Below are 25,809 nucleotides of genomic sequence, written 5' to 3' on the forward strand. Positions count from 1 at the left end.
ACATGGTGGTATGGATGCGTTATTCGTTTACAGGCAGCCTGACCATCATGGTGTCGAGCTACCGGTTAATCCGGTAAAGCTGGCCGGTGTCATACCGCTAGCCCAAAGGTGATGAAGTAATCCGGTACGCCGGAATGAAATTTGTAAATGGAGTATTCAACATGAAAAAGGCATTGCAATCTATCGTGCTGCTCGGTGCGGCTACCGGGGTAGCACAAGCTGCGACTTCTGTAACATTGTACGGTCTGGTTGACGGCGGTATCGGTTATACCAAGACTAAAATTACTGAAAGTGATATCGTACATGATGGTGGACACCGGCACTCTGGAAGCTGGAGCGAAAAACGCAACATCGGCATGACAAATGGTATCCTGAACGGTAACCGTTGGGGCCTGAAAGGCAGCGAAGATCTGGGTAACGGCACCAGCGCCATTTTCCAGGTGGAAAGCGGATTTGATCTGGGAACGGGTGAGTCCAAACAAGGTAAGCGCCTGTTCGGTCGCAAGGCCATTATCGGTCTGACCGGCGAGAGCTGGGGTACCCTGACGCTGGGTCGTCAGTACAACGTGGCCGATGATGTCGTCTCCGGCATTGATCCTTTCGGTACCGGTGTGGGGCAGGCTGGCGTGGCAGATGGTGCATTCGGCGATTCAGTTTCCGCTCGTATGAACAACTCCATCAAGTATCTGTCGCCTGAATTCGGCGGTTTTAAATTCGGCCTTGCCTATTCCGGTACTCACGATAAGAATTCCTCTGAAAAACGCGACGAAAAATCTGATAAGCGCGACACTTCTAACTGGATTTCAGCCGGTCTGGGTTTCGAAAACGGTCCGGTTTCTGTCGGTGTTTCCTATGATCGCTTCCGTACGGATGTCCGGAGCAGTGGTTATAACTATGACCTAGACCAACATAAATATGTTGATTTCGATACAAAAACCAGCAGTACCACCCATATGTGGAACCTGTTCGGTGCTTATGACTTTGAAGTCGTCAAGTTGCACCTGGGCTACGGTCAGATTCGCGGTTCTGTAGCAGGCAAAGCGATTACAGAGGCTCAAGCTGGTGGTATTGGCTTGAATAGTGCACTGGCTGGTTACACAACAATTTTCAAAGCTCGTAGCAAATTTAATGGCCTGAACTACGCAGAAGCCCCCGGCTTCCGTCAACAATCCTGGATGGTTGGTCTTAGTGCTCCAGTTGGTGACGCTGGCACTGTTTTATTCTCTTATCAAGGGAACACATCCAAAAATACCAACAACGAATATGACGGTATGAAAGGTAAGCTGAGCATCTTCAGCGTAGGCTACGTACAAGGCCTGTCCAAACGTACTCGCGTTTATGCTGCCGCTTCCTACGGTGTAGGCAAAATGAAGTTTGACGAAAAATACCATCGTGGCAACGTCAAGCTGAAATCCACACTGATCGGCGTTGGTCTGCAACACCGCTTCTAATGATATGCATCGCTTAGCGATGTATTCATAAAGCAGAAAAACCACCCTTCGGGGTGGTTTTTCATTTGGGGCTGCAACAACGCGGCCTTTTTTACTTCAACGATGCTGCTGTGCCAGCAATTAACCTTTAGGCTTGTCTTGTGCTGACTTTGCTGCAGCACCTTCAGCAGATGGCTTATCTGCTGATTGATCTGCAGAATCCTTCAGTTTGGTAAAGGCCTCGTCCAGATTTTTTATCTGCCTGCGCCAGTTTATCGCGCGTAGATTGCATCCAGGCCTTATCGCCATCCAATCGCTTGTTGCTTTCGGCCAGCATACGCTCCACTTCTGCCGGTTGCGGGCCGCCTGTGCCTACTCTGGTTTTCACCATGAATTCAGGAGAGAGCACTTCCCGGAAGTGAGCTTCATTGATCGGCAGTTTGCCTTCAGGCAGTTTATATTTCTGCAGCGCCTTGGTGTACAGCTCTACAGCTTTGTCATAAGGAAAGTCTTTGGGCTTGAAGCCATTGTTGCGCGCTTCGGTCACAATGGATGAAGCGAAGCTGTGGCCCACCCGGAACGGAATCTTATGCTCCTTTTGCAGGGCTTCGGCCAGTTCCATGGAAGTCGTCCAGTCATCTTCCAGTTCCTCCAGAGAGCGCTTAGCATTTACATTCAGGGCTTTCATAACGGTATTGACGCTATCGATCATCTTGATCGCCTGTGGGAACAGACCAAGATCGTCCCAGGCCGATTTATAGTCGGTCATGCCCGTGGTCACATTATGGTTGCGAAAGACCACGGTTTGCGCCAGGCCGACCACATTGGAGGCCGCTTCGCGAGCGCGCATGATCACGCCAGGGTTACGCTTTTGCGGCATGGCGCTACTGGTATAGGTGCTACCTTCATCGAGCAACAGCCACGGCCGGGTCTGGTGATATTGGGTATGAATGTCCTGCAACAGCACGCCCAGACGGATGGCCGATGAGGATGGGATGCCGGTGGCTTCCAGTGATACGTCGGAGGGCGCGATCTGGCTTGAATCCATGGAGTTTTCAATAATGCCGTCAAAACCAAGCAGTTCTGCCATGCGTTCGCGATTCAGAGGCCAGCTTGAATTGGCCAGTACGGCCGTGCCCATGGCGGACAGGTTCATGCGTTTGTAGAGTTCGTGAATGCGCTGGGCATCACGGGCGAAAGACGCTTCATAGGCCAGCAGGTAATGTGCATAGCTGATAGGCATGGCTTGCACACCATTGGTGTAGGCCGGCACAATGGTGTTGACGTTTTTGGCGGCAGCGGCCAGCAGAGCCGTGCGCAATGTATTGAGCGCATCTGAATAGTCCAGCACCTGATTGCGCAGTTTGGCCATTCGATAGGTGGCATACATATCCTGGCGACTGCGCCCGGTGTGGATTAGCGACGCATCCGGGCCAATTTCATCTGTGATGATTTTTTCAATTTGCAGCACGTCTTTGGGACGTTTGCCATCGGGCTTTTCCGATTGTTCCAAAGAATAGGCAACGCCGCTGGCAAGCTTTGCGCCCATTTGCGGCTCAACAATTTTTTCCTCGGTGAGCATGACGGCCGAGGCCTTGTTGATTTTTCCCAGCCAGTAGAACTGGTCTTCCTTCTCGTCATTTTTGCTGGTGGCCTTGCTGGATACCGGCTTGGCGGTCACGCCCGCCTTGATGGCCTGCTGTTCACATTCGGCCGTTGTCTTGCATGCCACTTCGCCGGTATTGGCCGCCTGGGCGATTGAGGCAGCCAGGCTCAGCGCCATGATTGCCAGTACCTGAGATTTCAAACGAAATATATGATTGTTCATGCTGCTGTCTCCTTGTTTTAAGCGTGTGTGCTGCGGTTTCCTGCAAGCAAAGTGTGCAGCGCGCCCGGATCATGGCAGACGGATTATTCCCTCTGTTTGTCCTCTGTTGCCATGTCCCGGGCCCTGGGTTTTTAACCCGCTTTTTAGCCAGTTGCTTTTTAGCCGGTTATTATTCAGGCAAAAAATCTTTGACAGAAAGATACCGCTCGCCGGTATCGTAGTTGATGCCCAAAACGGTGGCATTGGCCGGCAAACCGGGCAATGTTTTAGCGATTGCCGCCAGTGTGGCACCGCTGCTGATTCCTACCAGCAGGCCTTCCTGTGTGGCGGCACGGCGGGCATAATCGAGTGATTCAGGGACTTCCACTGAAATCGTTCCATCCAGCAGGCTTGTGTCCAGATTAACCGGAATGAAGCCTGCGCCAATACCCTGCAGCGCGTGCGGGCCGGGCTCGCCACCTGCTATGACAGGAGAGGCAGCCGGTTCAACGGCAAGCACTTTCAATTGTGGCCATTGCTTTTTCAGCGTACGGGCAATGCCGGTAATGTGGCCACCGGTGCCGACTGCGGTAATCAGGTAGTCTAGTCCTGCCGGGAAGTCGTCAAGAATTTCTTTGGCTGTGCGCTCGGCATGTACCTGTGGATTGGCTGGATTATCGAACTGCTGCGGAATCCATGAGCCAGGTGTTTGTTCCGCCAACTCGACCGCACGCGCGATCGCGCCTTTCATCCCTTTTTCCTTGGGGGTCAGATCAAAACTGGCACCATAGGCGCTCATCAGGCGGCGGCGTTCTATGCTCATACTTTCAGGCATGACAAGAATAAGCTTATAACCTTTGATTGCGGCAACCATGGCCAGACCAACGCCGGTATTGCCTGATGTTGGCTCAATAATGGTCGCGCCGGGTTTCAGCGCACCGGACTGTTCGGCTGCTTCGATCATGGCAAGGGCAGCGCGGTCTTTCAGGGAGCCACCGGGGTTGAAGCGCTCGGCCTTGATCCAGACTTGCTGCTGGCCGGGGAACATACGGGAAAATCGGATATGAGGTGTTTGGCCAATGGTGTCGAGTACGGATTCTGCTTTCATGTAGTGAGGTAGGTGGTTAAGGGAAAAAACGAATATAGCATACTGCCTGTGCCGGACAATACAAGGTTTGCCCGGGGGCGGAGCCGTTTTTCTGACCGGTTGTTGTGCACGGGTTTATTCTGCCGCAACAGGGCAAGTCTGTTGATTGAGGGTTTGGTTTACCCTGCTATACTGCAAACAGTATTACAAGTAAAAGAATCGTATCGCGAAAAACGCAAGGTGCGAACAAAGGCATATTGCAAGACAGGGTGCTGACAGGCGGGCCGGTTAACAGCAGGCATATGTCGAACGTGCCTGTTGCTGTGTATCACAATTGTTTTAGATGGCTCCTCACGCATTGATGCGCCGGTCGTGAGTACAACAGAAAGGAGCAGAGAAAGTGGCAATGGCATCAGAAATGGAACTGGTAGGACGGCTGGTTATGTCTGCGGTGTTGGGCAGTGTCATCGGGTTTGAACGGGAGCGATTGTCCTGGGCGGCCGGGCTGCGAACGCATATGCTGGTTTGCGTGGGCTCCACACTCATTATGATTGTGTCCATATATGGGTTTTCAGATGCACTGGGAGCGCATGTCACCCTTGATCCATCCCGGGTGGCTGCGCAGGTGGTTTCAGGTATTGGCTTTCTGGGCGCGGGCGCTATTCTTGCGCGCGGGCAGGTTATTCGGGGCCTCACAACGGCGGCCAGTGTCTGGTCGGTTGCCGGTATCGGGCTGGCGGTCGGGGGAGGGTTATATATTCCATCGATTGCAGCGACGATTATTATTTTACTGATTCTTGCCGGCATCAAACCGCTGGAAAAACGCTTTATCGCTTATCAGCAGCGACGCCATGTCACCATCAAAGCCAGGCATGGGCAATTGACCCTGGGCACGTTCAATCACGCGCTGGGCATCAGTGCGAATCGGGTCAAGCAGTTTATTGTGCAGCCAGCAGAAACACCGGAATTCGATAAAGTGTATATTGTCTTTTCCCGGATGTCGCCGCAGGAGTACGCGATGATACGCAAGAAATTCAACGACATTCCCGGTGTTGAAGCCATTGCTGAAAGAGCGTCCGATGAGGACATTGATCCGTATTCGTGGTAGCGATGTGCGGTAATGATTTGTGGTCGTTATCTGCGGTCACGAAGCATACGGACGGATTCAAGTGTCTATTCAAGTGTCATTAGCACGAGAGGGGCACATGCGCCCGTTTCCGGACATCTTGAGTTGACGATCAGGCGGTGGCGGGTATTGGTCGGGCGCGCAGCTCATATAGCGTAATGCCGATGCCGCTGGCGCAGATGACCCCGATGCCAAGCCACGTGAGACTATCGGGAAACTGGTTCCATATCAGCCAGCCCAGTGCGGTTGCGCTGATGATTTGCAGATAGACAAAGGGCGACAACAGTGAGGCGGGCGCGTGGCGATAAGCCTGAATTTGCAACAAATGACCCACGCCGCCGGTGATGCCGGTAGACAGCAGTAACAGCCATTGCTTGAGGTCCAGCACGGCGAGCACCTGCAGTACTTCGTCGATGGTAAACAAGGTGTAGACGGTCAGTACCACAGTGCCAAACAGCCCGCTCCATATCAACGTTGTAAACGGGTTGTCGCCGGCAAGCCGTCGGTTGGCAATGAACTGCAGGGAAAAAATGACCGCATTGGACAGGCCGAACATGACGCCGGTCGGATCAAGGCCACCGGAAGGGCGAATCACAATCAGAATACCCAGAAAGCCCACGATGGCGGCAATCCACCGGGACAGCATGGCTTTTTCCTTGAGTATCCAGGGCGCAACGGCAAGCAGAATCAGCGGTGCAATAAAATTGATTGCGGTGGCCTGGGCCTGGGGCAGATAACGCAAGGTGGTGAAAAACACCATGGTGGAGGTGAGCATGAAAACACCGCGCAGCAGTTGTTCAACCGGCTTTTTGGTTTTCAGAATCTGCCAGCCTCTGGCAGGAATGATAAGCGACGTCACCAGAATCAGATGAACGCTATAGCGTACCCAGCACAGCACCAGCAAGGGGACGCCGACAGACATCAACCATTTACCCGTAGCATCCAGCGTTGACAGCACCGACATCGCCACCAGCAGGGAAAGTATTCCGGGCAGGGGACTGGAAATGGGTAACGTCTGCTGATTCATTTGATTCCGAAGGCTGCACGCCGGGGCTGTCATGGATGCAGTATCCGGCAAAAGGGATTGAGGTAAATCCTCGCTCTTATGGTAGAGGATTTACCCTGACAACACCAGCGGATGTCGTAGCGGACCGTGCTTTCTGAGCACAAGTGTTGTCATTATCACAAATGTCGCATGACTCAGTTGATAGGCGGCGGGCATCAAAAGAACGTGCGATGGGCATCCCGTGCTGCAATGGCACACATGCGCAATGATGCGGTGTGACGAGTGACCGCCAAGGTGCATGAGATGGCCTACGCCTAACTGCCCGCAGTCCGCCCGCTGTTCATCAGGTATTGCCCTGAACCGCCAGGGAGGTCTGACTGCGTTTACGCAGGAAATACCAGATGGATGCCACCATCAATGTGGCCAACAGCGCCATTTCCAGCTGGAGACTGGCGTTAATGGCTCGCTGGTAGTCATGGCCCTGCAGCAGCGTTTGTGAAAATACGGCGCCCAGCAGCGCCGGCCCAAAACCCATCGACGCCTGTTGGATCGTCGACAACGTTGCGCTGCCTGAGCCCGCCTGATCTGGCGGGATCTGCGACATGCCGATGCGGTAGAAGGCGCCGACAATAAATGCCTGTCCAATGCCGATGAACAGCGACGGGAGCGTAAGCGACAGCAGATTGGGTGTGGGCCAGACCTGATGCAGGATCCACAGCAAAATGAGCAGGCCTGGAATGGTCATGGCACAACCCAGTATAAGCGTGGGCAACAATCCGATGCGCGCCACCACGCGGGTGCTAAGCAGTGAACCAATGAAGAAGAAGGCACCCAGTGCAATAAAGGCATTGCCCGATTGCAATGGCGTCAGACCCGCGCCGGCCTGCAAAGTGAGCGCCAGTACGAACATGAATCCACTCCAGCAGGAGAAAAATAAAATGGCGGTGAAAAATCCGAAACGCACCGTGGGCAAACGCAGCAGTGAGGGTGGCAATAAGGGCAGGATGCCACGGCGTTCCTGACGGGTTTCTGTTTTCCATAAAAGGAGCGCCAGCGGGATTGCGCAGGCGAGCGCAGCGAAGCATAACCAGTTCCAGCGCATGGACGGGCCCAGCGCGACGGGGAGCAAAATGCTGATAATGAGTAATGCCAGCAACAGTGTGCCCGGTCCATCGATACTTGCCGGATTCTCCCGGCGGGTTTCAGGGATATGGCGTGTCGACAGAAACAGTACGGCTGCGCATACAGGCAAATTGATCAGAAAGATACTGCGCCATTCCGAGCCTGCGATATTGGCATGGACCAGAAAGCCACCCAGCACCTGCCCGATAATAAATGACAGACCGCCTATGGAGCTGTAAAGACCAATGGCGCGAGAGTGAGCGTGTCCCTTAAGGCAGACGTGAATCGTTGCCAGAATTTGTGGCACCAGCAGTGCCGCTGCAACGCCTTGCAACGTCCGGGCCAGCAAAAGCGCCGAAATGCTGGGTGCAATACCGCAGAGCAGAGACGAAATGCCAAAGAGCAGTACGCCGATATTGAACAGACGCCGGCGGCCATACATGTCACCCAGTCGGCCTCCCATGGCCAGCATCACGGCGAATGCCACACCGTATACGGCCACCATCAGCTCCAGTTCATATTCGGTGGCGTGCAGGGAACGGGCAACCGAATCCAGCGCTACATTGATAATGGAAAAATCAATCTGAGGCAGGAACATGCCCGCCAACAGGACGGAAAGACCGGCATTGTTCAGGTGGCTGGTCTTTTGTTGTGCATCCGACGTCATAAAAAATCCTGGAAAAATATCATCGATGAAGTATTATGAATATGTTTTTAGACGGGTACCAGAGCCTGTTTAGACTGGTATAAATAGTGTAAGCCTGACGCGCCGGGCCGGCCGATATGCCCGCGCAGCAGGGCTGCATGGTAAAAATATTGCAGTTGTATATTGCAGTTGTGAGCGCGACAGAGGGGTGGCCGATCCGGGTTGGTAAATAAATGCAGCTGCTCCCGGGCAATGACAAGTGCAAAAACGTGACAACAACGCTGCCAAAATGGCAGGAGTGAAAATGAAAGTGACCGACAGTATGACAGCCGTTATAACCCACGCGGCGGCAGAGCACAGGAAAACACCTATTGACGATAGGGTAGATCGTGCACAGGAATTGGGACTGTTTTTGCGGGCCCGCCGTGAAAGCCTGGATCCGCGACGCATGGGCTTGCCCAGATACGGGCGTACCCGTACACCCGGGTTACGGCGTGAAGAAGTGGCGCAACTGGCCAACATTGGTATCACCTGGTATACCAAACTGGAACAGGGTCGCCCGATACGTGTATCGCCAAAAGTGTTGCAGGCTGTCGCATCGGCACTACAGTGCACCGAGACGGAAACCCGCTATCTGTTCTCGTTGGCTGGCGTGGCCAGCCCGGCTGCGGCTGTTTCCGGTGAAATCTGCCGCATGATGCCAACGGCCATACAGACGATTCTGGATCAGTTGCACCCATTGCCGGCCGCTGTGGAAAATGTCAGATATGACATTCTGGCCTTTAACGAAGCATTCTGCCGGATGATTGACCGTGATCTGAATCAGGTTGCCCGCGAGGATCGCAATTGTATTTATCTGGCCCTCACCGACCCCCAGGTCAGGAAAGTCACGCAGGATCTGCCTGAAACCATTGGACACATGGCTGCCAGACTGCGGGCACAGATGGCCCCGCATTTGGGCGATCCCCTCTGGGAGCGTTATTTGCAGCGCTTACTGGCCAGTTCTCCCGAGTTTGCCGATATCTGGGAGCGCAACCGTGTGTGTGCCACCCTGGATCATACTGTGCGCTACAAGTATAAGGGGCTTGGCACACTGGAGGTACTGCAGACTAATTGGTGGAGTATGCCGATGGCCGGTGAGCGTCTGCTGGTTTATGTGCCGGTAGACGAGGCAAGCCGGAAAATGTTGTCTGCCAGGATGGCCGCCCATGTTGCCTGAACCCGTGAATCTGTCCCGCTTCGATCCGCAAACGCTCAGGCTGTTTTTGCTGGCAGCCCGCTCACTGAATCTGACGCGGGCAGCCTACGACGCGCATATGACGCTGTCAGCACTCAGCAAGCGCATTTCCGAACTGGAAAAGCAGATTGGCTGCGAATTGTTTATTCGGCGCGCCAGGGGGCTGGAGCTCACCTCAGCGGGCCACGCGCTGGTGGAGCATGCACAATTGGTGATTGCTGCTGTGACGCGCCTGACTGCAGACATGAGCGCTTATTCTGCCGGGTTGCGTGGCCAGGTGCGGATCTGGGCCAATACCTCATCTGTGATTCAGTTTCTGCCGGGCGACCTGGCTGCGTTTGCCGGTTCGCATCCGGCAATTCGGTTAAGCCTTGACGAAAAGCTAAGTCACGAGATTATCACGGCATTGACGCAGGAAAGAATTGATATAGGCATTTTTGCCGACAACATTCCCAGTGGTCAGGTAGAAAAATATTTCTATCGTCATGATCAGCTGGTGGTGCTGGTGCCTCGCGGGCACCCGTTGGGAAAACACAAGCGGATTCGTTTTGCGCAGGTGCTGGACAATGATTTTGTCGGTCTGTCTGATGGCAGCTCATTGCAGGTACGCATGCAGGATGCCGCCATGGCTGCAGGTAAAACGTTGCGTCTGCGCGTACAGGTTAGCAGTTTTGATGCAATCTGCCGGATGATTGAAGCGGGCCTGGGCGTGGGTTTGCTGCCGCTGCAGGCGGTGCGGCCGGAAATTATTGGCAAGGGCTTGCATGCGCTGGCACTGGATGACGACTGGGGCCAGCGTACCTTGTACGTGGGCGTTCGCAGTGCGGCGGCCCTGAAGCCCGACGCCCAGCGATTGCTGGACTTTCTGAAGCGTGCCCATCAGACAGGCTGAGAGCAGTCAGGCGTAGCGTTCCAGCGTTTCTTTCGAAGGGATAGAAACCGGTCAAATCACTGCAGGCAGACCCGAAGCCTTGAAAATCTGGAAAGGGTCGTCGTCAATTTAGCAATTTTCAAATTGCCTGATTCGGGTCATGATGGCGAAAACCCATTTTGAATGAACAGGTAATACATGTCTAAACCGCTGGATGGAATCAGAGTGCTGGAGCTGGGACAGCTCATTGCCGGACCCTTTGCCACGAAAATGCTGGCCGAGTTCGGTGCAGAAGTGATCAAGATCGAACCACCGGGCACCGGTGATCCGCTAAGAAAATGGCGGCTGTTACACGAAGGCACCTCTGTCTGGTGGGCCTCACAGTCGCGCAATAAAAAATCAGTCACGCTCAATCTGCATGAACCGGAAGGTCAGGAAGTGATTCGCCGGCTGGTAGCTGATACCGATGTGATTGTGGAAAATTTTCGTCCCGGTACGCTGGAAAAATGGAATCTGGGTTTCGAGGCGCTCAAAGAGATTAACCCGCGGCTCATCATGTTGCGCGTCTCCGGCTACGGGCAGACCGGACCTTATAAAGACCTGCCGGGGTTTGGTGTGGTGGGAGAGGCCATGGGTGGACTGCGACATTTGAGTGGCGAGCCCGACCGTCCGCCCGTGCGTGTGGGTATTTCAATTGGCGATTCGCTGTCGGCCTTGCATGGCGTGATTGGTGTGCTGCTGGCATTGCGACACCGCGACCAGTTCAATGGCGCAGGCCAGATGATCGATGTGGCCTTGTACGAATCCGTCTTCAATATGATGGAAAGCACCATCGCTGAATATTCGGTCTTCGGACAGGTGCGCCAGCCGGCGGGCAGCAGCCTACCGGGCATCACGCCAAGCAATGCCTATCGTTGTGCCGACGATAAATATGCACTGATTGCCGGCAATGGCGACAGCATTTTCAAGCGCCTGATGTCTCTGATCGGGCGTGATGATATTGGAACAGATCCGGCATTTGAACATAACGACGGTCGTGCCAAACAGGCCGAGTATATCGATGGCGTGATCGGGCAATGGACCGCACAGCATACGCTGGACCAGGTGCTGGAGCAATTGCATGCCAACCGGATACCTGGTGGGCGCATTTATGACGCAGCCGATATTGCCAGCGATCCGCATTATCACGCAAGGCAAATGCTGATTGAGGGTGAACTTGAAGATGGTACGCCGGTCACCTTGCCGGGGGTGTTGCCAAAACTGAGCGAAACGCCGGGCGATGTGCGAAGACGCGCGCCGATACTGGGGCAGGACACGCAGCAGATTCTTGATCGCCTGGGTGTTGATGCTGCCACCCGTGATGACTGGAAGGTACGCGGCATTATCTGACGGGCCATGTCAGTACGCTGATCAAATAATTTATCCACACGCCTTTGTAGCGCAGAGGCCAGAGGAGCGACGGACGCGCAGCGCGTCAGGAGCAAGCTATGAAAAAACTGTTTATCCAGGAAGTCGCCCCAAGGGATGGTTTCCAGAACGAAGCACGGTTTATTGAAACGGAAGACAAGATTGCCTTTATCGACCAATTGAGCCAATGCGGCTATGCCAAGATAGAAGTGACCTCGTTCACGTCTCCCAGGGCGATACCGGCACTGAAGGACGCCGAAGCGGTGATGCATCAGATCCACCGGAACCCGAATGTTATTTATACCGTGCTGGTACCTAACTTGCGGGGGGCCGAAAGGGCTATGTCCTGCGGTGTGGATGAAGTCAATTTGGTCATGTCGGTGAGCGAAACGCACAATCTGTCGAATTTGCGTATGAGCCGGGATCGGTCTTTTGAACAGCTCGCGGCGGTCATCGGCGAAGTCAAAAATACCAGCACGGCGATCAACGTGTCCCTGTCCACAGTGTTTGGCTGTCCTATGCAGGGTGACGTTGCGCAGGACGATGTACTGGCCTGGGTGGACCGGTTTGCACAGCTGGGTGTGGATGGCGTCACGCTATGCGATACCACGGGCATGGCGTATCCAACCCAGGTGGCTAGCGTGTTTGCAGCGGTTCTGGCGCGCTTTCCGGGCCTGCAGGTGACGGCCCATTTTCATAACACACGCGGCATGGCCCTGGCCAATACTGTCACCGCGCTGCAGGCAGGTGTGGTGCGCTTTGACAGCTCACTGGGCGGGCTTGGCGGTTGCCCCTATGCACCAGGCGCCTCTGGCAATGTCACGACTGAAGACATGGTTCATATGCTTGAACTGATGGGCTATGACACCGGGGTGGATCTGAATGCGCTATTGAGGATCAGTCGTTCGCTTGAACCGTTGATCGGGCATGGCGTGAACAGCCAGACGCTGGCAGCCGGCATCCGCATGGCTCTGCATCCGGTGCCTGAATATGTGAAGCAATTGCAGCAGGCGCAGTGAGACAACAGACCCGGTGAAGGCTGGAACACAATCAATGGCCATCACCGGAACCACGCTTATCTGTTCAGCTATCAGAACAGAACGAAGAGTATTGATACAAAAACCTGGAGACATTGATGAAACGTAACGTATTTAAACCCGCGCTGCTGGCCCTGGCCATCAGCACTGTATCCATGACGAATGTAATGGCACAGGAAGCAGGGTACCCGCAGCGTCCCATTTCGCTGATCGTGTCGGCGGCCCCTGGCGGCACGACAGATCTGGCAGCGCGCATGATTGCCGACCCTCTGAGCAAGGAACTGGGCCAGCCTGTGGTGGTTGAAAACAAACCCGGCGCGTCGGGCGGCATCGCTGCGCAGCAGGTGTTGCGTGCGAAGCCGGATGGTTACACGCTGCTGTTGCAATATTCGGGCTATCAGGTCATTACACCCAGTATAGAAAAGGTCAGCTGGGACCCGGTCAAGGACTTTACGCCGATTGCAAATGTGTTGTCTGCGCCGCAATTGCTGGTTGTCAAAAAAGATTTGCCAGTCAATAGCCTGAAAGAATTGGTGCAGTATGCCAAAGAAAATCCGGGCAAACTCAATTATGCCTCTTCCGGCACCGGTGCGCTCCAGCATGTGGCAACAGAGCAGTTGAATCAGATGGCCGGCATCCAGACAACCCATGTTCCCTACAAAGGGACGGGCCCTGCGCTAACGGATTTGCTTGCCGGCGTAGTGGATCTGACGATCACGACACCGCCGCCGCTGTTGCCGCATGTTAAGTCCGGCGCACTCAAAGCACTCGTTGTCACGAGCAAGGACCCGCTGCCATCGCTGCCCGACGTGCCTACCGCCAGCGCGGCCGGCTATCCGGATTTGCTGGTCTCGTCGTGGTTTGCCATGTACGGGCCAAAAGGCGTGCCTGGTGAGGTCGTGCAACGCCTGAATACGGCGATTGAAAAAATCATGGCAACGCCAGAGTATAAAAAGAAAGCCGAAGGCCTGGGTGCGACCGCTGAATATATGGGCCCTGAACAGCTGGGCAAATATACCGGTGAGGAATTGGCCCGCTGGAAAAAAGTGATTGATACTGCCGGCATCAAGGGTGGCAACTGAGCCATTTAAGCGACTGGACGTTAACGGTTAAACATCACCGGTTGAACATGACCGGTTAATCGTGACAGGTTAATCGTGACAGGTTAATCGTGACAGGTTAATCGTTACCGGTTAATTCTGATCGATTTGCCGGTTATGGCCGCAGCGGCTGGCGAGCCCATTCGCCATCAAACCGATCACGGTTGCAATGACTATTTATCTGGCCAGAGCGTGCGTTTGCCGTTCTGGCCATTTTCATATATATGATAGATGACATATTTTGACTAGGAGACATAGATGAAAAAATCCGTATTGGCGCTCGTGGCTTTATTGGCGTCGGGCAGCGCACTGGCCGCGTATCCGGAAAAGCCGATCACCATGATCATTCCTTTTCCGCCGGGACAGGCGACCGATACCTTTGCCCGTGCACTTGCCGACGAGTTGAGCAAGTCAATGGGACAGCCTGTTGTTACAGAAAACAAGGCAGGCGCGGGCAGCAATATTGGCATGCAGCAGGCCGTGCGAGCCAAACCTGACGGGTACACCATGGTAGTGGGCGCCAGCGCGGCGGCAGTGAACCAGACACTGTATTCAAAACCCGGATATAGCCTGCAGGGTGATCTGAAGGCTGTTTCGGGCGTGTTTTCGGTACCGCTGATCTTTCTGGCCAACCCCAAGTCCGGCATTCATTCTCTGCAGGACGTTGTCAGCCAATCCCGGGCGCAACCCGAATCGCTGGCATATGCCAGTGCCGGCATTGGCGGCACTCAGCACCTGTCGGCGGAGATGTTTCAGGCTGGCACGCACATCGCACTCAGACATATTCCCTATAAGGGCAGTGGTCCCGCGCAGGCTGATTTTATCGGGAATCAGGTGCCACTTATGGTCGATTCGGTCACCTCAGCACTGCCTTACATAAAGGACAAGAAAGCGGTGCCGCTGGGTGTGACCACGGCGGTTCGCTTAAAGGCGCTACCCGATGTGCCTACGGTAAGCGAGATGATTCCTGGCTTTGAGGCCATCGGCTGGGGAGCCATCTTTGTTCCAAAGAACACACCAGCAGACGTGGTTGAAAAACTGAACAGTGAAATCGTCAAGGCGCTGAATGGTCCCCGGTTGTCGACCTTTATTACCGATAGAGGCGGAATCCCCATGCCGCAAACCACGCAGCAGGCCGAGGAATTTGTCCGGGTTGAAGTGGCCAAATGGGGTAAGGCGGTGAAAGATTCAGGTGCAACGGTCGATTAATACAGATGCAATGTAAATGCAGGCGGCTAAAGTGCAGACTGCAAAAATGCAGGTGGTAATAATGCAGGTGGTAATAATGCAGGTGGCCATAAGGCCGGGAGCTGTTCAACACATCGCTCACGATCACCTGCGCAATAACACAAGTGAAATTATCGGGTTTTACGAAAGGTAAGGTTGATGCGGTTGGCGCCGAGCAGGGGATGCGGATCGTCTTTGAGGGCCAGCACCCCATGGTAACGCAAACGATCAGGGCCACCCCAGACGACGATATCGCCGTGGAACAGCGGGACTTTTTCCGGCCGATCGCTGCGTTTGAGACCGCCGAACTGAAACATCGCCGGCATGCCCAGCGACACGGACACAATGGGTGCAGAAAAATCGGTTTCGTCCTTGTCCTGATGCAGACTGAGCCGGGCGCCTGGCACGTAACGGTTGATCAGGCAGGAGTCGGGCGTAAAACCGGCATAACCACAATGGCTGGCTGCCTGTTGGGCGAGCGCCAGAAAGAGGTGTGGCATGGCGGGCCACGGCTGGCCGGTTTCCGGGTCTATGGCAGCATAGCGATAGCCTTTGTGGTCGGCCGTCCAGCCGACCGTGCCACAACAGGTGAGGCCGACAGACATGGTATAGCCGCCCGGTGTAACCATATGGCGAAAGGGCGACTGGCGGCGAATTCGGCCCAGCTCAGCCAGTAAGCCGTCCACATCGTCCAGTGCATACCCGCGCAGTACCCAGGCGCCAGGCCCCAGTTGCTGGTCTGTGGCGCTTGCGTTGGGCGTGGCCAGGGCATCTGGCGGAAAAAGGGACATCGTACTCATAATATTAAAGTGTAAGCATAGCGGTGTGACAGCCGAGGCGTGCAAACAACGAACATTGCAATTGTGAATGCCAACCGCGCAGGGATGCGGAATCTGTTTGCGACATGATGATCTTACTGTGGTTTAATGTTTCTTCTGCCTGCAGCGCGAAGCACTTTTTGGCGAGACCAGCATCGTCCTGGACTCGCGCGGTGACAGGCGGCCCGGATTTCGGACAATGGCTGGCCAGAATGCGTCAGCCTGTGCAACGGGACCCGTGCTGGTTATTTTATAATACTACTGGTTAAATATATAGTATTTTATTGTTGGTTACTCATGTCTGCACAAAAGCCGCAACCATCTTACCTGACAACCCCTGTTCTGCTTTTAATGGCTATCGCTTGTGGCCTGTGTGCAGGCGGCAATTATTTCAACCAGCCCTTGCTGCACTCCATCTCGGTCAGTCTGGGTATTACCGAAACCCGCGCGGCACTCACCGTTACTGTTGCGCAGGTGAGCTACGCGCTGGGCCTGCTGTTCATTGTGCCGCTGGGTGACAAGTTTGAACGTCGGCAGCTTGCTGTCGGGCTGATGGTGCTGGCCGCTATCGGACAATTTATTAGCGGTCTGGCCATCAATAGCAGCATGTTGTTTGCGGGTGTAGGTATGGCGGGGCTGTTTTCGGTTGCTGCGCAGGTGCTGGTGCCGATGGCCGCCATTCTGTCTGCGCCGTCGCGCAGCGGACGCGCCGTGGGCATGGTGATGAGCGGTCTGCTTACCGGTATTTTGCTGGCACGAAGTGTGGCGGGCCTGCTGTCCGGTATTGGCGGATGGTCAACGGTTTATCTTGTCTCCGGCGTGATTATGCTTGTCATCGCGGCCGTGCTGTGGCGCAAGCTGCCATCTTCCAGAAGCCCGCAAAATCACAGTTATCTTTCCATCCTGGCATCCCTGTTTACCTTGCTGCGTGAGCAGCCACGCCTGCGTACGCGTGCGCTGATGGGCGGGCTGGGCTTTGCTTCCGTTAGTGCGCTGTTTTCCACCATGGCATTGCTGCTGGCCGGGCCGGCGCATGGTTTGAACGACGTTGCCATCGGACTGGTGGGTCTGGTGGGCGTCATGGGCGCGCTCATGGCATCGATGGGTGGCCGGCTGGCCGATCGCGGCCTGGGTGATACGGTCACCGCAGTCAGTGTTGTGCTGTTATTGCTTAGCTGGGGTTTGCTATGGCTGGGGCACGATAATCTGTGGTGGTTTATCGCGGGCATGCTGGTGATTGATCTGGCCTTGCAGGGCATACACATCAATAACCAGACCACCATATTCGCGCTGTTACCACAGGCACGGTCACGATTGAATGCCGTGTATATGACCAGTTACTTTATTGGCGGCGCGTCCGGATCCACACTCGGAACGGTCGCCTGGACCTATGGTGGATGGGGCGGTACCTGCCTGCTGGGCGCCATATTGGCAGTCATGACCGGTATGGCAACCTGGGCCGACCGCAAGGTCAAGTCCGAGATTCAACGTCAGAATCCGACATCGGCTGTCGTAACAGAATAGTAAAACTCACGATTCAATTTTTTTATCCAGGGGGACATCAATGAAAATTTTTTATTCCGCGCTTTCACCGTTTGTGCGCAAGACGATGATTGTTGCCGAGGAGCTTGGCATCGCAGACCGGATTGAACGCCTGCCGGCTGCCGCCAATCCTGTCAATCGTGATCGCAATATTATTCCGTTTAACCCGCTGGGTCAGGTGCCGACATTGATAACCGACGACGAGCAGGTCCTGTTCGATAGCAAAGTGATTTGCGAGTATCTGAACACCACATTCAAGGGCAAGCTGTTTGGCGACGACACGACACGCTTCAGATTGTTAACCGATCATGCCGCGGCAGATGGTGTCATTGCTGCTTCGTTGCTGGTACGCTATGAATTACTGGCGCGTCCGGAAGCGCTGCGCTGGAACGAATGGGTGGATGGCCAGACCGATAAAATCACAACGGGGCTGCAGTACTTCGAAGACAAGGCGCAGGCGCTCTACGATCGTATTGATATTGTTACCATCACGCTGGCGTGTGCATTTGATTATCTGGATTTACGCCTGCCCGACTATCAGTGGCAGAAACGCTTCCCGGGTTTGAAAGCCTGGTATGACAAGTTTTCCGTAAGGGAAAGCATTGCCAGAACCAAGCCGCAGTAAAGCAGGTTGATCCGCTTGCTGATTCGTCCAGGCCGCCGCACTGTGCTGGTGGTCGTGGTGAATCCATGATACACACCGGTCTGCCAGATCCATCAAGGAAACAGGGGGCGATGCATATCAAAGATAGAAGGGCTTTTCTTCAGTTGCTGACAGCAGCGGGTGCAGGCATGCTGGCGCCCGCCATGCTTCGCGCACAGCAAGGGATGGAGCAGTTTTATGATTTGCCAACGTTTGGCAACGTCAGCTTCATGCATATTACAGACCTGCAGTCGGCATGGAAACCGTTATATTATCGCGAGCCCGCAGAGCAGGCGGCGCTTGAATCGGCAAATGCCAATCCGCCTTCAGTTACTGGCGATGCACTGCTGCAGTACTACAATCTCATGATCGGTTCGGCCCAGGCCTATGCATTCAGCAGCGTAGACTATGAAGCCTCGGCAGCCGACTACGGCCCGCTGGGCGGCATTGCACATCTTGCTTCCTTGATCGACATTGTTAAACGCTCCCGCAAGCAGGCGTGGCTGCTGGACGGTGGCAACGGCAATCTGCAATCGTCGGCACCGTGGGCGGCCGCAGACAAAGCGATCACGCTGCATGATACGTTGGGTATCAACCTGGCCTTGCCGACTCAGGCAACGATTCGGGCAGCCATTCGGACCGCTGTACCCGCTGCGCATGCCAGCGACACGCCACCGTCCGATGGCGGTGTGTCGGCCGCCGCAGCCGATCAGGTCGGACATGTGTCGAGTATTGCCCACAATGTCTTCGGTCCGGCTCATGATAAGCCGCTATTTGCCCCCTATAAACTGCAGAAACAAAATGGAGTCGTCGTGGCCGTTATTGGTCAGGCGGCACATAACGAGGGTTTTGCTAAAGACAACTGTGATACCAATGCGGGACCGGGCGCAAAGACCGATGTAAACCGGCCTGCAGCCATACCTCTGGACGAACAGGGCTTGCAGCGCATTGTTAACGACGTAAGAAAGCAAGGGGCACAAGCCGTACTTTTGCTTTCCCGCGCCGGTGTCAATGCAGATATACAGCTGGCCGCCCGCGTTACGGGTATCGACGTGATATTAGGCGGCCGCTCGGCGACGCCGTTGCCTGAACCCATTCTTGTTCCCAACAAAAAGGGTAAAACAGCGGTCACCAACGCCGGTGCGCAGGGGCGGTTTCTGGCAGTACTGGATCTGGATATCAGGAAAAACGGTCTGGTGGATTTTCGCTATAACCTGCTGCCTGTGGTTGCCGGTTTTGTACAGGCTGACAGTCGCATGGAAAAAAGACTGAGCGCCGCCTATGCGACCGCCGATCATAACCTGTCCGAAAAAATCGCCGTGACCCAGGGCATGCTGTATCGCCGAGGTACGTTCAACGGCACCTGGGACGAACTGCTGCTACAAGCCATGTTGCAGCAGAGTGGGGCGCAGATCGCACTGTATCCAGGATACCGCTGGGGTCCCACATTGTTGGCAGGCGTAGCGATTACCCGTGAGGATATGATTAACCAGCTGGCTTTGGGCGATACACATATGTGCTCCGGGATACTGTCCGGTAGCCAAATCCATGAGCTGTTGGAGAATGCTGCCGCTGCACTTTTTAACACCGATGCCTATGAACGTTCAGAACAGGATATGATGCGAACCGCTGGTCTGCGCTACAGGATCAATCCCGAACAGGCGCCAGACAAGCGTATTACGGATGTCATGGTCGGCAGTCAGCCGCTGGTAGCTGATGAACAGTATAAAGTGGCTACCTGGGGCGTGAGCCTGCCATCTGAATCTGCTCAGGTAAAAGCTGCACATGGGGTAACTGAAGGCGAAGCAACAACTCAATCCAGCGATCTTGAAAGTAAAGAGGCTGCGCCGGTTAGTGGTGCGGCTACAGAAGGCGAAGCAAAGGCCGAAGTGCAAGAAATGCCGGCGTCAACGCCACCAGCCATGCTGGACGTAGTGGAAAGTTATCTGCGACAGAAAAAGATAATACCCGTGATGACCCCCTATCTGCCGGAAATCATCAGGAAATAAGGCCGGGTCTGGTGATATAGACCCAGCCATCAGCAATTACAGTCGAATCAGTCGCTTGCCCAGATTCTCACCCCGATACAACTGGGCAATGGCGCCGGTCGCCGTATGCAGACCGTCTGTAATGTGTTCACGGTAGGTTAATTTTTTATCTCGGACCAACTGCTCCAGTTTTTCGACGTAAGAGGCATAGGTATCCTGATGATCGAACAGAATGAAACCTTCCATCCGGGCGCGACGGGTCAGCAGAATACGGTTTACCCGCGGCCCCATGGGCGGTGGGTCCCAGCTTGGAATGGACGCTGTTCCGCAGACAATCACGCGGGCACCGATAGCCAGGTGCTGCATCACTGAGTCTGAAATGCTACCGGACGTATTATCAAAATACACATTCACTCCATCCGGGCAGGCGGCTTTGATGGCCTGGTCAATATTATCGGTCTTATAGTTGATAACATGATCGTAGCCGAATGCTTCATAACACGCCTGAACTTTTTCAGATGAACTGGTCAGGCCCACGGTACGGCAACCCATTGTTTTGGCCAGTTGCCCCACGCAGGAGCCCACGCCGCCGGCTGCAGTGGACACCACAACGGTGTCTCCCTGCCTTGGGGAACCCAGTTTGTCCAGTGCCGTTGCGGCCGTGATGCCGTTCAGGCCCAGCACACCCAGGTATAAGGATGGGGGAAGGTCAGTGGCGGTGATTTTCTGCACAACTGCTTCGGGTTTGACGGTGGCGCAGGTTTGCCAGCCGAACCAGCCCATCAGGCGATCGCCCTTGTTGTATGTGGATACGGTAGATTCGATAACCGTTCCTACACACAGCGAACGCATCACCTCGCCGACCTTCACACTTGCATAGTTATTGGCATCGGCCAGCCAGCCACGCATCGCGGGATCAACAGACAACCATTCATTGCATACCCGTATTTGCCCGGGCTGAAGTTCAGCCAGGGGCTGCTTTTCCAGCTGGAAATGCTCTGTTCCGGGAATGCCGGTGGGTCTGGATATGACGCGGATGACTTCGTTTTCAGGCATATTCATGCTCCTCTCAAGTTCAAGGGGGGATGCGATATTACGGTTGCTATTGAGGTCTGTGATTCAGCCCTATTCTACCTATGGAATGGATGCGGGTGCGTCATAGGGTGAGATATGGAGGTGATTCAAGCATCAGGGCTTATAGGCAAGTGCGGCGTTTGCGCGCAGGCAGGTCACCGCCATATCGACGAAGCTGCGCACCTTTGCTGCCGCCTGCCTGTTTTCATGATGAACCACGTGGATAGGTGAAGGAGCCGGTTCATAATCCTGCAGGATGACTTGCAGTTCACCGCGAGCAAGGAAAGGGGCGATTTGATAGGACAGTAGCCGTGTGATTCCGAAGCCCTCACTTGCAGCCTCGATCGCGGCATCATTGGTAGTGACAGTCAGCCTGGGCGTCATGCGAATGGCAGTCGTCTTATCGTTCTGAACAAACCGCCACTCCGGAACAGGTGAAATACCACTTGTTGTAATAATGGTGTGGGCGTGCAATTGCTCTGGTGTTTCCGGCGTGCCATATGTCGCAAGGTAAGCCGGGGCAGCACACACCACTGTACGAACCTGCCCGACGCGTATCGCTTTCATGCTTGAATCGGGAAGATGGCCAATCCGCAACCCGGCGTCCAGGCCTTCTTCAATCAGATTGACAACCCGATCCACAAACAGCGAGGTGATATTCACTTCGGGATAACGCCGTAAGTATTGCACAGTAATGGGCGTGACAAACATTCGGCCAAACAGCACAGGGGCGGTAATGGCCAGACGGCCTCGTGGTTCGGTCCTGATCCCGGACACCGCTGTATCTGCTTCGTCGGCTTCAGCAATCACCCGTCGTGCATCGTCAAGATAACGCAGGCCGGCTTCAGTGGCCCGGACGATACGGGTGGTGCGCGTTAGCAAACGCACGCCCAGATACGCTTCCAGTTCTGAAATAGCGCGGGTGACCGCGGGCGCCGACATGCCCAGATGGCGGGCGGCACTGGAAAAGCTTTCGGCTTGGGCTACTGCCACAAAGATGGCCATGGCGCGCAGGCGATCCATAGATTATTCCAATAAATGCAAGAGTGAAATACATTGTACGACTATTCTTTTGAATTAAGAAATACTGCATAGTGACACTATCAGTCGCGATGTTGCGGCTTAGCGTTCAGAAAACCTATCCGGAGCGAGCATCATGCCACGTGCATTTTCAGCCATTACGTTTACCCCAGCCGTCCGTGCCGCGCAGGAGCGGTACGGCAGCCGGGAAAGAAATCTGCTGTTTGAGGAAGATTCGGATGAGCGCAACCTCATCACGGAGCGGGAACGGGCGCTGATTCCCGATATTGATACCTTTTTTATGTCGAGCGTAGGAGCAAACGGCTGGCCTTACGTGCAGCACCGGGGTGGCCCCAGAGGATTTGTGAAAATCCTGGACGATCATACTTTGGGGTTCGCTGACTATGCCGGTAACCGGCAGTATATTTCAGCTGGCAATCTGATGAACGATGATCGCGTCATGCTGATTCTGATGGATTTTGCTCACCGTCGGCGCCTGAAAATATGGGGCCGCGCGCGCATGATTCATGAGAGTGATGAACCGGCGCTGCTCGCCATGCTGCATATGCCGGCGTACCGCGCCCGGGTGGAGCGCGGATATATTATTACCGTGCTGGCACTGGATTTTAACTGCCCGCAACATATTACGGCACGCTATACCGAAGAGGAGTTTTTCGCCATGTTCGAACCAAAGGAATCCCCATGATTACACTGTACGATGTTGATGCGTCCGGCAATTGTCATAAGGTGCGTCTGTTCTTGTCCTTACTGGACGTGGAATATGCCAGCCGTCCTGTTAACCTGATGGAAGGTGAACATAATCTGGCGCCGTTTTTGCAAATGAATCCATTTGCTCAGGTGCCGGTGCTGGTTGATGGTGACGTACTTGTGCGAGACAGCCAGGCCATTCTGGTTTATCTCGCGCAGCAATACGGCAATCAGGACTGGCTTCCCACTCATGACCCCAACGGCATGGCGCAGATAATGGCATGGCTGTCTACTGCAGCCAATGAGGTGGCGCGCGGGCCCAATGACCTGCGACTGCATTATAAATTTGGCAGACAACTGGATCTTGCTGCTGCCGGGCAGACCTGCGAACGCTTATATGGTATCGTTGAGCAGCAGTTGCAGGCGTCCGACTGGCTCGTCGGGGACCATATCACCATTGCGGATATCGCCGTATATCCCTATATCGCGTTATCACCGGAGGGCCAAATTGATCTGGTGCCGTATCCTGGATTGCGGCAGTGGCTAGAGCGCATTCAGGCGCTCCCCGGATACGTGGGCATGCCCGGCATGTATAGTGCCGCTGAACAATAACCGTGCCGCACTATTAATAATTTCACAGCGCTTTACCCAAAAGGAGCTTACGACAATGACATCTGAAATACGACAGCCGGTGCCACCGTTTACGCGCGAGTCTGCGATCCAGAAAGTGCGTCTGGCTGAAGATGGCTGGAATTCACGTGATCCGCAACGCGTATCGCTTGCGTATACCGTTGATAGCAAGTGGCGGAACAGGGCAGAGTTTGTCAATGGCCGGGAGCAAATCGTTTCTTTTCTGACGCGCAAATGGGTCAGAGAGCTGGACTATCGCCTGATCAAGGAATTGTGGGCCTTCGATGGTGCACGCATCGCAGTACGGTTCGCCTACGAATGGCATGATGACTCAGGACAGTGGTTCCGGTCCTACGGCAATGAAAACTGGGAGTTTGATGATAAGGGATTGATGCTGCACCGTCATGCTTCTATCAACGACCTGCCTATTGCTGAAAGTGATCGCAAATATCATTGGCCCCTTGGGCGACGTCCTGATGATCACCCGGGTCTGAGTCAGCTTGGATTGTAAAATCGTGCCATCGTCGGGAACGTGATCGTGTCCCGGCTATACTGATTGCGGCCATGTCGTGTTAACGGGTGCGGCCGATTGTTATTTGTTATTGCAAGTCATTCACTATCCTCATAAATCCATGTTGAATATAGTCGTACGTAGCGAACAACCAGGCGACCTTGGTGCCATCTCACTGGTCACCAGAACAGCATTCGAACCGGAAGCGTTCTCCAGTCACACCGAACAGTTTATTGTTGATGCACTCAGGCGTGCCGGACAGCTAACTGTCTCTCTGGTGGCCGATAACGCTGGCGCGATCGTGGGACATATTGCGTTTTCACCCATCAACGTTTCTTCAGGTGAGCAGGGCTGGTATGGACTGGGGCCCGTCAGTGTGCTGCCTCAGTGGCAGGGGCAGGGTGTGGGTACACGACTCATCCGGTCCGGGCTTGAGCAATTGCAAAGCATGGGAGCGCGTGGCTGCGTCGTTCTGGGTGACCCGGATTTCTACTGTCGCTTCGGTTTCAAAAACAGTGAGTCTCTCGTATATACGGACGCGCCTGCGCGGTATTTTCAGGCAATGGCTTTCGTTGGGGAGGTCGCGACTGGTCAGGTACAGTTTCAAAAGGCTTTTGAGGCTACGCAGTAGGGCGGCAGTGCTGTATGTTTGGTCCGGGCACCGTATAATAATCAGGTGATGAATGTAGACGGGAGTTGTTGTGGATTGGTGGGCCAAGCTAATTGGTTTATTGATGGTGGCTGCTACAGTAGTGGCGTTCTTTTTTGCGCCGTCAGGAAAAGAGAGGGAACCGCTATACGTGCGTCAGATTGTTGCCTCGGTATTCGCATTTTGTGCTGCAGCGGTATGTGCTTCTCTTTTCTACTTTTCCCCGTCCGATACTGAAGGCACGGAAGCGGCGTTTGCCATTCTGAGCGCAGTCGTCATGGTTGCGATCCCCTGCTGGTACGCGTTCAGGCGTTACAAAAACAAGAAATAGCCCTGTCTGGCTGCTGATTTTGGTGATACGACAGGTATCAGACGGGATCAACATGGGCCTCGCTAAGGAGTAACGTATATGGCGTATGTGCACACATTCGATCTGAATCGCGTCGGTCGCGATTTCGTTGTTGGTGATATTCATGGTCACTATACAAAGCTGATGCACGCTTTAGATAATGTGGCCTTTGATGCCGGCCAAGACCGGTTGTTCTCGGTGGGTGATCTGGTTGATCGTGGCACTGAAAATGAACCGGTGGTGAATCTGATTGGTACAGGGTGGTTTTTTCCGGTTTGCGGCAACCATGACGATTACGCCATTCGCTACCATCGGATTGGCCGGATGGATGAAGACAATTATCGGCGTAACGGTGGCAGTTGGTTTATTGAGACCAGTACGGACAAAAGGGAAAAGCTGGTAGCCCAACTGGAACGTCTGCCTATGGCTATAGAGGTGGCAACGATAAACGGGCGGATTGGCATCGTACATGCAGACGTACCCTGTCGGCACTGGAACAATCTTGAACGCTATTTAACCTCCAAATCGGGTCGCCAGCGAGTAATGTGGTCACGCGATCGATTTGAACGCCAGGACACGACAAGGGTTGATGGAGTAGATCACGTCATCGTCGGGCACAATTGCCATCCAGATATTATCACGCTTGGCAATGTGCATCATATTGACACGGGTGGCTGGCTACCCGATGAGCACAAGGGGCATTTTACCTTGCTGGAAATCAGCAAGCCGGGGCTGCTGTAATTTGGTCACGCGAATGTGCCAGACCGGCTATCC

Annotated in this window: 24 protein-coding genes; 17 read left to right on the top strand and 7 right to left on the bottom strand. The window is 54.4% G+C overall.

Annotated elements, in window-relative coordinates; all coding sequences use genetic code 11:
• The first annotated feature begins 134 nt into the window (after positions 1–134).
• Positions 135–1,451, top strand: a complete 1,317-nt coding sequence (locus tag MIM_RS08955) for a porin (protein WP_245592843.1) — start codon at positions 135–137, stop codon at positions 1,449–1,451.
• Between the two features lie 175 nt (positions 1,452–1,626).
• On the opposite strand, the gene MIM_RS08960 is transcribed toward MIM_RS08955, so the two are convergent.
• Complete coding sequence (locus tag MIM_RS08960; RefSeq protein ID WP_222836929.1) at positions 1,627–3,258, bottom strand: argininosuccinate lyase; 1,632 nt, start codon at positions 3,256–3,258, stop codon at positions 1,627–1,629.
• A gap of 169 nt (positions 3,259–3,427) precedes the next feature.
• On the bottom strand, positions 3,428–4,345 hold the full coding sequence (cysK, locus tag MIM_RS08965; RefSeq protein WP_025372412.1) for a cysteine synthase A: 918 nt from the start codon (positions 4,343–4,345) through the stop codon (positions 3,428–3,430).
• Positions 4,346–4,730: 385 nt separating this feature from the next.
• On the opposite strand from cysK, the gene MIM_RS08970 reads away from it, so the two are divergent.
• A complete protein-coding gene (locus MIM_RS08970; RefSeq protein ID WP_025372413.1) occupies positions 4,731–5,432 on the top strand; it encodes an MgtC/SapB family protein in 702 nt (233 codons plus the stop codon).
• Between the two features lie 130 nt (positions 5,433–5,562).
• Here MIM_RS08970 and MIM_RS08975 read toward each other — a convergent pair whose 3' ends face one another.
• The gene (locus MIM_RS08975; protein WP_025372414.1) at positions 5,563–6,477 is read right to left on the bottom strand and encodes a DMT family transporter; all 915 of its coding nucleotides are present in this window, start codon (positions 6,475–6,477) and stop codon (positions 5,563–5,565) included.
• A gap of 322 nt (positions 6,478–6,799) precedes the next feature.
• On the bottom strand, positions 6,800–8,245 hold the full coding sequence (locus tag MIM_RS08980) for an MFS transporter (RefSeq protein ID WP_025372415.1): 1,446 nt from the start codon (positions 8,243–8,245) through the stop codon (positions 6,800–6,802).
• Positions 8,246–8,528: 283 nt separating this feature from the next.
• On the opposite strand from MIM_RS08980, the gene MIM_RS08985 reads away from it, so the two are divergent.
• From MIM_RS08985 to MIM_RS09010, 6 genes are all read left to right on the top strand, one after another.
• Complete coding sequence (locus tag MIM_RS08985; RefSeq protein WP_222836930.1) at positions 8,529–9,443, top strand: helix-turn-helix transcriptional regulator; 915 nt, start codon at positions 8,529–8,531, stop codon at positions 9,441–9,443.
• On the top strand, positions 9,433–10,353 hold the full coding sequence (locus tag MIM_RS08990) for a LysR family transcriptional regulator (RefSeq protein ID WP_042070139.1): 921 nt from the start codon (positions 9,433–9,435) through the stop codon (positions 10,351–10,353). Before MIM_RS08985 ends, MIM_RS08990 begins: the two co-directional genes overlap by 11 nt.
• 177 nt (positions 10,354–10,530) lie before the next feature.
• A complete protein-coding gene (locus MIM_RS08995; RefSeq protein ID WP_025372418.1) occupies positions 10,531–11,721 on the top strand; it encodes a CaiB/BaiF CoA transferase family protein in 1,191 nt (396 codons plus the stop codon).
• Positions 11,722–11,819: 98 nt separating this feature from the next.
• Positions 11,820–12,758: a hydroxymethylglutaryl-CoA lyase gene (locus tag MIM_RS09000; RefSeq protein WP_025372419.1), complete on the top strand. Its 939-nt coding sequence runs from the start codon at positions 11,820–11,822 to the stop codon at positions 12,756–12,758.
• A gap of 173 nt (positions 12,759–12,931) precedes the next feature.
• Positions 12,932–13,858: a Bug family tripartite tricarboxylate transporter substrate binding protein gene (locus MIM_RS09005; protein WP_042071180.1), complete on the top strand. Its 927-nt coding sequence runs from the start codon at positions 12,932–12,934 to the stop codon at positions 13,856–13,858.
• A gap of 276 nt (positions 13,859–14,134) precedes the next feature.
• Positions 14,135–15,085: a Bug family tripartite tricarboxylate transporter substrate binding protein gene (locus tag MIM_RS09010; protein WP_025372421.1), complete on the top strand. Its 951-nt coding sequence runs from the start codon at positions 14,135–14,137 to the stop codon at positions 15,083–15,085.
• A 149-nt stretch (positions 15,086–15,234) separates the two neighbouring features.
• Here the strand turns inward: MIM_RS09010 and alkB are convergent, their stop codons facing one another.
• Complete coding sequence (gene alkB / locus MIM_RS09015) at positions 15,235–15,903, bottom strand: DNA oxidative demethylase AlkB (protein WP_025372422.1); 669 nt, start codon at positions 15,901–15,903, stop codon at positions 15,235–15,237.
• Positions 15,904–16,218: 315 nt separating this feature from the next.
• On the opposite strand from alkB, the gene MIM_RS09020 reads away from it, so the two are divergent.
• From MIM_RS09020 to MIM_RS09030, 3 genes are all read left to right on the top strand, one after another.
• Complete coding sequence (locus MIM_RS09020; RefSeq protein ID WP_025372423.1) at positions 16,219–17,445, top strand: MFS transporter; 1,227 nt, start codon at positions 16,219–16,221, stop codon at positions 17,443–17,445.
• A gap of 40 nt (positions 17,446–17,485) precedes the next feature.
• Complete coding sequence (locus MIM_RS09025) at positions 17,486–18,088, top strand: glutathione S-transferase (RefSeq protein WP_025372424.1); 603 nt, start codon at positions 17,486–17,488, stop codon at positions 18,086–18,088.
• A gap of 110 nt (positions 18,089–18,198) precedes the next feature.
• Positions 18,199–20,115: a bifunctional metallophosphatase/5'-nucleotidase gene (locus tag MIM_RS09030; RefSeq protein WP_025372425.1), complete on the top strand. Its 1,917-nt coding sequence runs from the start codon at positions 18,199–18,201 to the stop codon at positions 20,113–20,115.
• 36 nt (positions 20,116–20,151) lie between these two features.
• On the opposite strand, the gene MIM_RS09035 is transcribed toward MIM_RS09030, so the two are convergent.
• Positions 20,152–21,150: an NADP-dependent oxidoreductase gene (locus MIM_RS09035; protein ID WP_025372426.1), complete on the bottom strand. Its 999-nt coding sequence runs from the start codon at positions 21,148–21,150 to the stop codon at positions 20,152–20,154.
• 132 nt (positions 21,151–21,282) lie between these two features.
• On the bottom strand, positions 21,283–22,191 hold the full coding sequence (locus tag MIM_RS09040) for a LysR family transcriptional regulator (protein ID WP_025372427.1): 909 nt from the start codon (positions 22,189–22,191) through the stop codon (positions 21,283–21,285).
• Between the two features lie 133 nt (positions 22,192–22,324).
• Here MIM_RS09040 and MIM_RS09045 point away from each other — a divergent pair, with 133 nt between their 5' ends.
• From MIM_RS09045 to MIM_RS09070, 6 genes are all read left to right on the top strand, one after another.
• Complete coding sequence (locus MIM_RS09045; RefSeq protein WP_025372428.1) at positions 22,325–22,894, top strand: pyridoxamine 5'-phosphate oxidase family protein; 570 nt, start codon at positions 22,325–22,327, stop codon at positions 22,892–22,894.
• Positions 22,891–23,508, top strand: coding sequence for a glutathione S-transferase family protein (locus MIM_RS09050; RefSeq protein WP_025372429.1), 618 nt, complete (start codon positions 22,891–22,893; stop codon positions 23,506–23,508). The genes MIM_RS09045 and MIM_RS09050 overlap by 4 nt, the downstream gene beginning before the upstream one ends.
• Positions 23,509–23,563: 55 nt before the next feature.
• Positions 23,564–24,037, top strand: coding sequence for a nuclear transport factor 2 family protein (locus MIM_RS09055; protein WP_025372430.1), 474 nt, complete (start codon positions 23,564–23,566; stop codon positions 24,035–24,037).
• Positions 24,038–24,158: 121 nt separating this feature from the next.
• Positions 24,159–24,668: a GNAT family N-acetyltransferase gene (locus MIM_RS09060; RefSeq protein WP_187329594.1), complete on the top strand. Its 510-nt coding sequence runs from the start codon at positions 24,159–24,161 to the stop codon at positions 24,666–24,668.
• 103 nt (positions 24,669–24,771) lie between these two features.
• A complete protein-coding gene (locus MIM_RS09065; RefSeq protein ID WP_144084618.1) occupies positions 24,772–25,017 on the top strand; it encodes a hypothetical protein in 246 nt (81 codons plus the stop codon).
• A 78-nt stretch (positions 25,018–25,095) separates the two neighbouring features.
• On the top strand, positions 25,096–25,776 hold the full coding sequence (locus MIM_RS09070; RefSeq protein ID WP_025372433.1) for a metallophosphoesterase: 681 nt from the start codon (positions 25,096–25,098) through the stop codon (positions 25,774–25,776).
• Positions 25,777–25,809: the final 33 nt, after the last annotated feature.

The sequence above is a fragment of the Advenella mimigardefordensis DPN7 genome, assembly GCF_000521505.1.
Taxonomy (GTDB): Bacteria; Pseudomonadota; Gammaproteobacteria; order Burkholderiales; family Burkholderiaceae_B; genus Advenella; species Advenella mimigardefordensis.

What these genes read in the sequence shown, in the direction of transcription:
- MIM_RS08970 (WP_025372413.1), top strand. Translation starts at nt 4,731, where the DNA reads ATGGCATCAGAAATGGAACTGGTAGGACGGCTGGTTATGTCTGCGGTG.
- MIM_RS09010 (WP_025372421.1), top strand. Translation starts at nt 14,135, where the DNA reads ATGAAAAAATCCGTATTGGCGCTCGTGGCTTTATTGGCGTCGGGCAGC.
- MIM_RS09005 (WP_042071180.1), top strand. Translation starts at nt 12,932, where the DNA reads ATGACGAATGTAATGGCACAGGAAGCAGGGTACCCGCAGCGTCCCATT.
- MIM_RS09055 (WP_025372430.1), top strand. Translation starts at nt 23,564, where the DNA reads ATGACATCTGAAATACGACAGCCGGTGCCACCGTTTACGCGCGAGTCT.
- MIM_RS08955 (WP_245592843.1), top strand. Translation starts at nt 135, where the DNA reads ATGAAATTTGTAAATGGAGTATTCAACATGAAAAAGGCATTGCAATCT.
- MIM_RS09035 (WP_025372426.1), bottom strand. Translation starts at nt 21,150, where the DNA reads ATGCCTGAAAACGAAGTCATCCGCGTCATATCCAGACCCACCGGCATT.
- MIM_RS08995 (WP_025372418.1), top strand. Translation starts at nt 10,531, where the DNA reads ATGTCTAAACCGCTGGATGGAATCAGAGTGCTGGAGCTGGGACAGCTC.
- MIM_RS09000 (WP_025372419.1), top strand. Translation starts at nt 11,820, where the DNA reads ATGAAAAAACTGTTTATCCAGGAAGTCGCCCCAAGGGATGGTTTCCAG.
- MIM_RS08960 (WP_222836929.1), bottom strand. Translation starts at nt 3,258, where the DNA reads ATGAACAATCATATATTTCGTTTGAAATCTCAGGTACTGGCAATCATG.
- MIM_RS09045 (WP_025372428.1), top strand. Translation starts at nt 22,325, where the DNA reads ATGCCACGTGCATTTTCAGCCATTACGTTTACCCCAGCCGTCCGTGCC.
- MIM_RS09050 (WP_025372429.1), top strand. Translation starts at nt 22,891, where the DNA reads ATGATTACACTGTACGATGTTGATGCGTCCGGCAATTGTCATAAGGTG.
- MIM_RS08975 (WP_025372414.1), bottom strand. Translation starts at nt 6,477, where the DNA reads ATGAATCAGCAGACGTTACCCATTTCCAGTCCCCTGCCCGGAATACTT.
- MIM_RS09020 (WP_025372423.1), top strand. Translation starts at nt 16,219, where the DNA reads ATGTCTGCACAAAAGCCGCAACCATCTTACCTGACAACCCCTGTTCTG.
- cysK (WP_025372412.1), bottom strand. Translation starts at nt 4,345, where the DNA reads ATGAAAGCAGAATCCGTACTCGACACCATTGGCCAAACACCTCATATC.
- MIM_RS08990 (WP_042070139.1), top strand. Translation starts at nt 9,433, where the DNA reads ATGTTGCCTGAACCCGTGAATCTGTCCCGCTTCGATCCGCAAACGCTC.
- MIM_RS09060 (WP_187329594.1), top strand. Translation starts at nt 24,159, where the DNA reads ATGTTGAATATAGTCGTACGTAGCGAACAACCAGGCGACCTTGGTGCC.
- MIM_RS08985 (WP_222836930.1), top strand. Translation starts at nt 8,529, where the DNA reads ATGAAAGTGACCGACAGTATGACAGCCGTTATAACCCACGCGGCGGCA.
- MIM_RS09065 (WP_144084618.1), top strand. Translation starts at nt 24,772, where the DNA reads ATGGTGGCTGCTACAGTAGTGGCGTTCTTTTTTGCGCCGTCAGGAAAA.
- MIM_RS08980 (WP_025372415.1), bottom strand. Translation starts at nt 8,245, where the DNA reads ATGACGTCGGATGCACAACAAAAGACCAGCCACCTGAACAATGCCGGT.
- MIM_RS09040 (WP_025372427.1), bottom strand. Translation starts at nt 22,191, where the DNA reads ATGGATCGCCTGCGCGCCATGGCCATCTTTGTGGCAGTAGCCCAAGCC.
- MIM_RS09030 (WP_025372425.1), top strand. Translation starts at nt 18,199, where the DNA reads ATGCATATCAAAGATAGAAGGGCTTTTCTTCAGTTGCTGACAGCAGCG.
- MIM_RS09070 (WP_025372433.1), top strand. Translation starts at nt 25,096, where the DNA reads ATGGCGTATGTGCACACATTCGATCTGAATCGCGTCGGTCGCGATTTC.
- MIM_RS09025 (WP_025372424.1), top strand. Translation starts at nt 17,486, where the DNA reads ATGAAAATTTTTTATTCCGCGCTTTCACCGTTTGTGCGCAAGACGATG.
- alkB (WP_025372422.1), bottom strand. Translation starts at nt 15,903, where the DNA reads ATGAGTACGATGTCCCTTTTTCCGCCAGATGCCCTGGCCACGCCCAAC.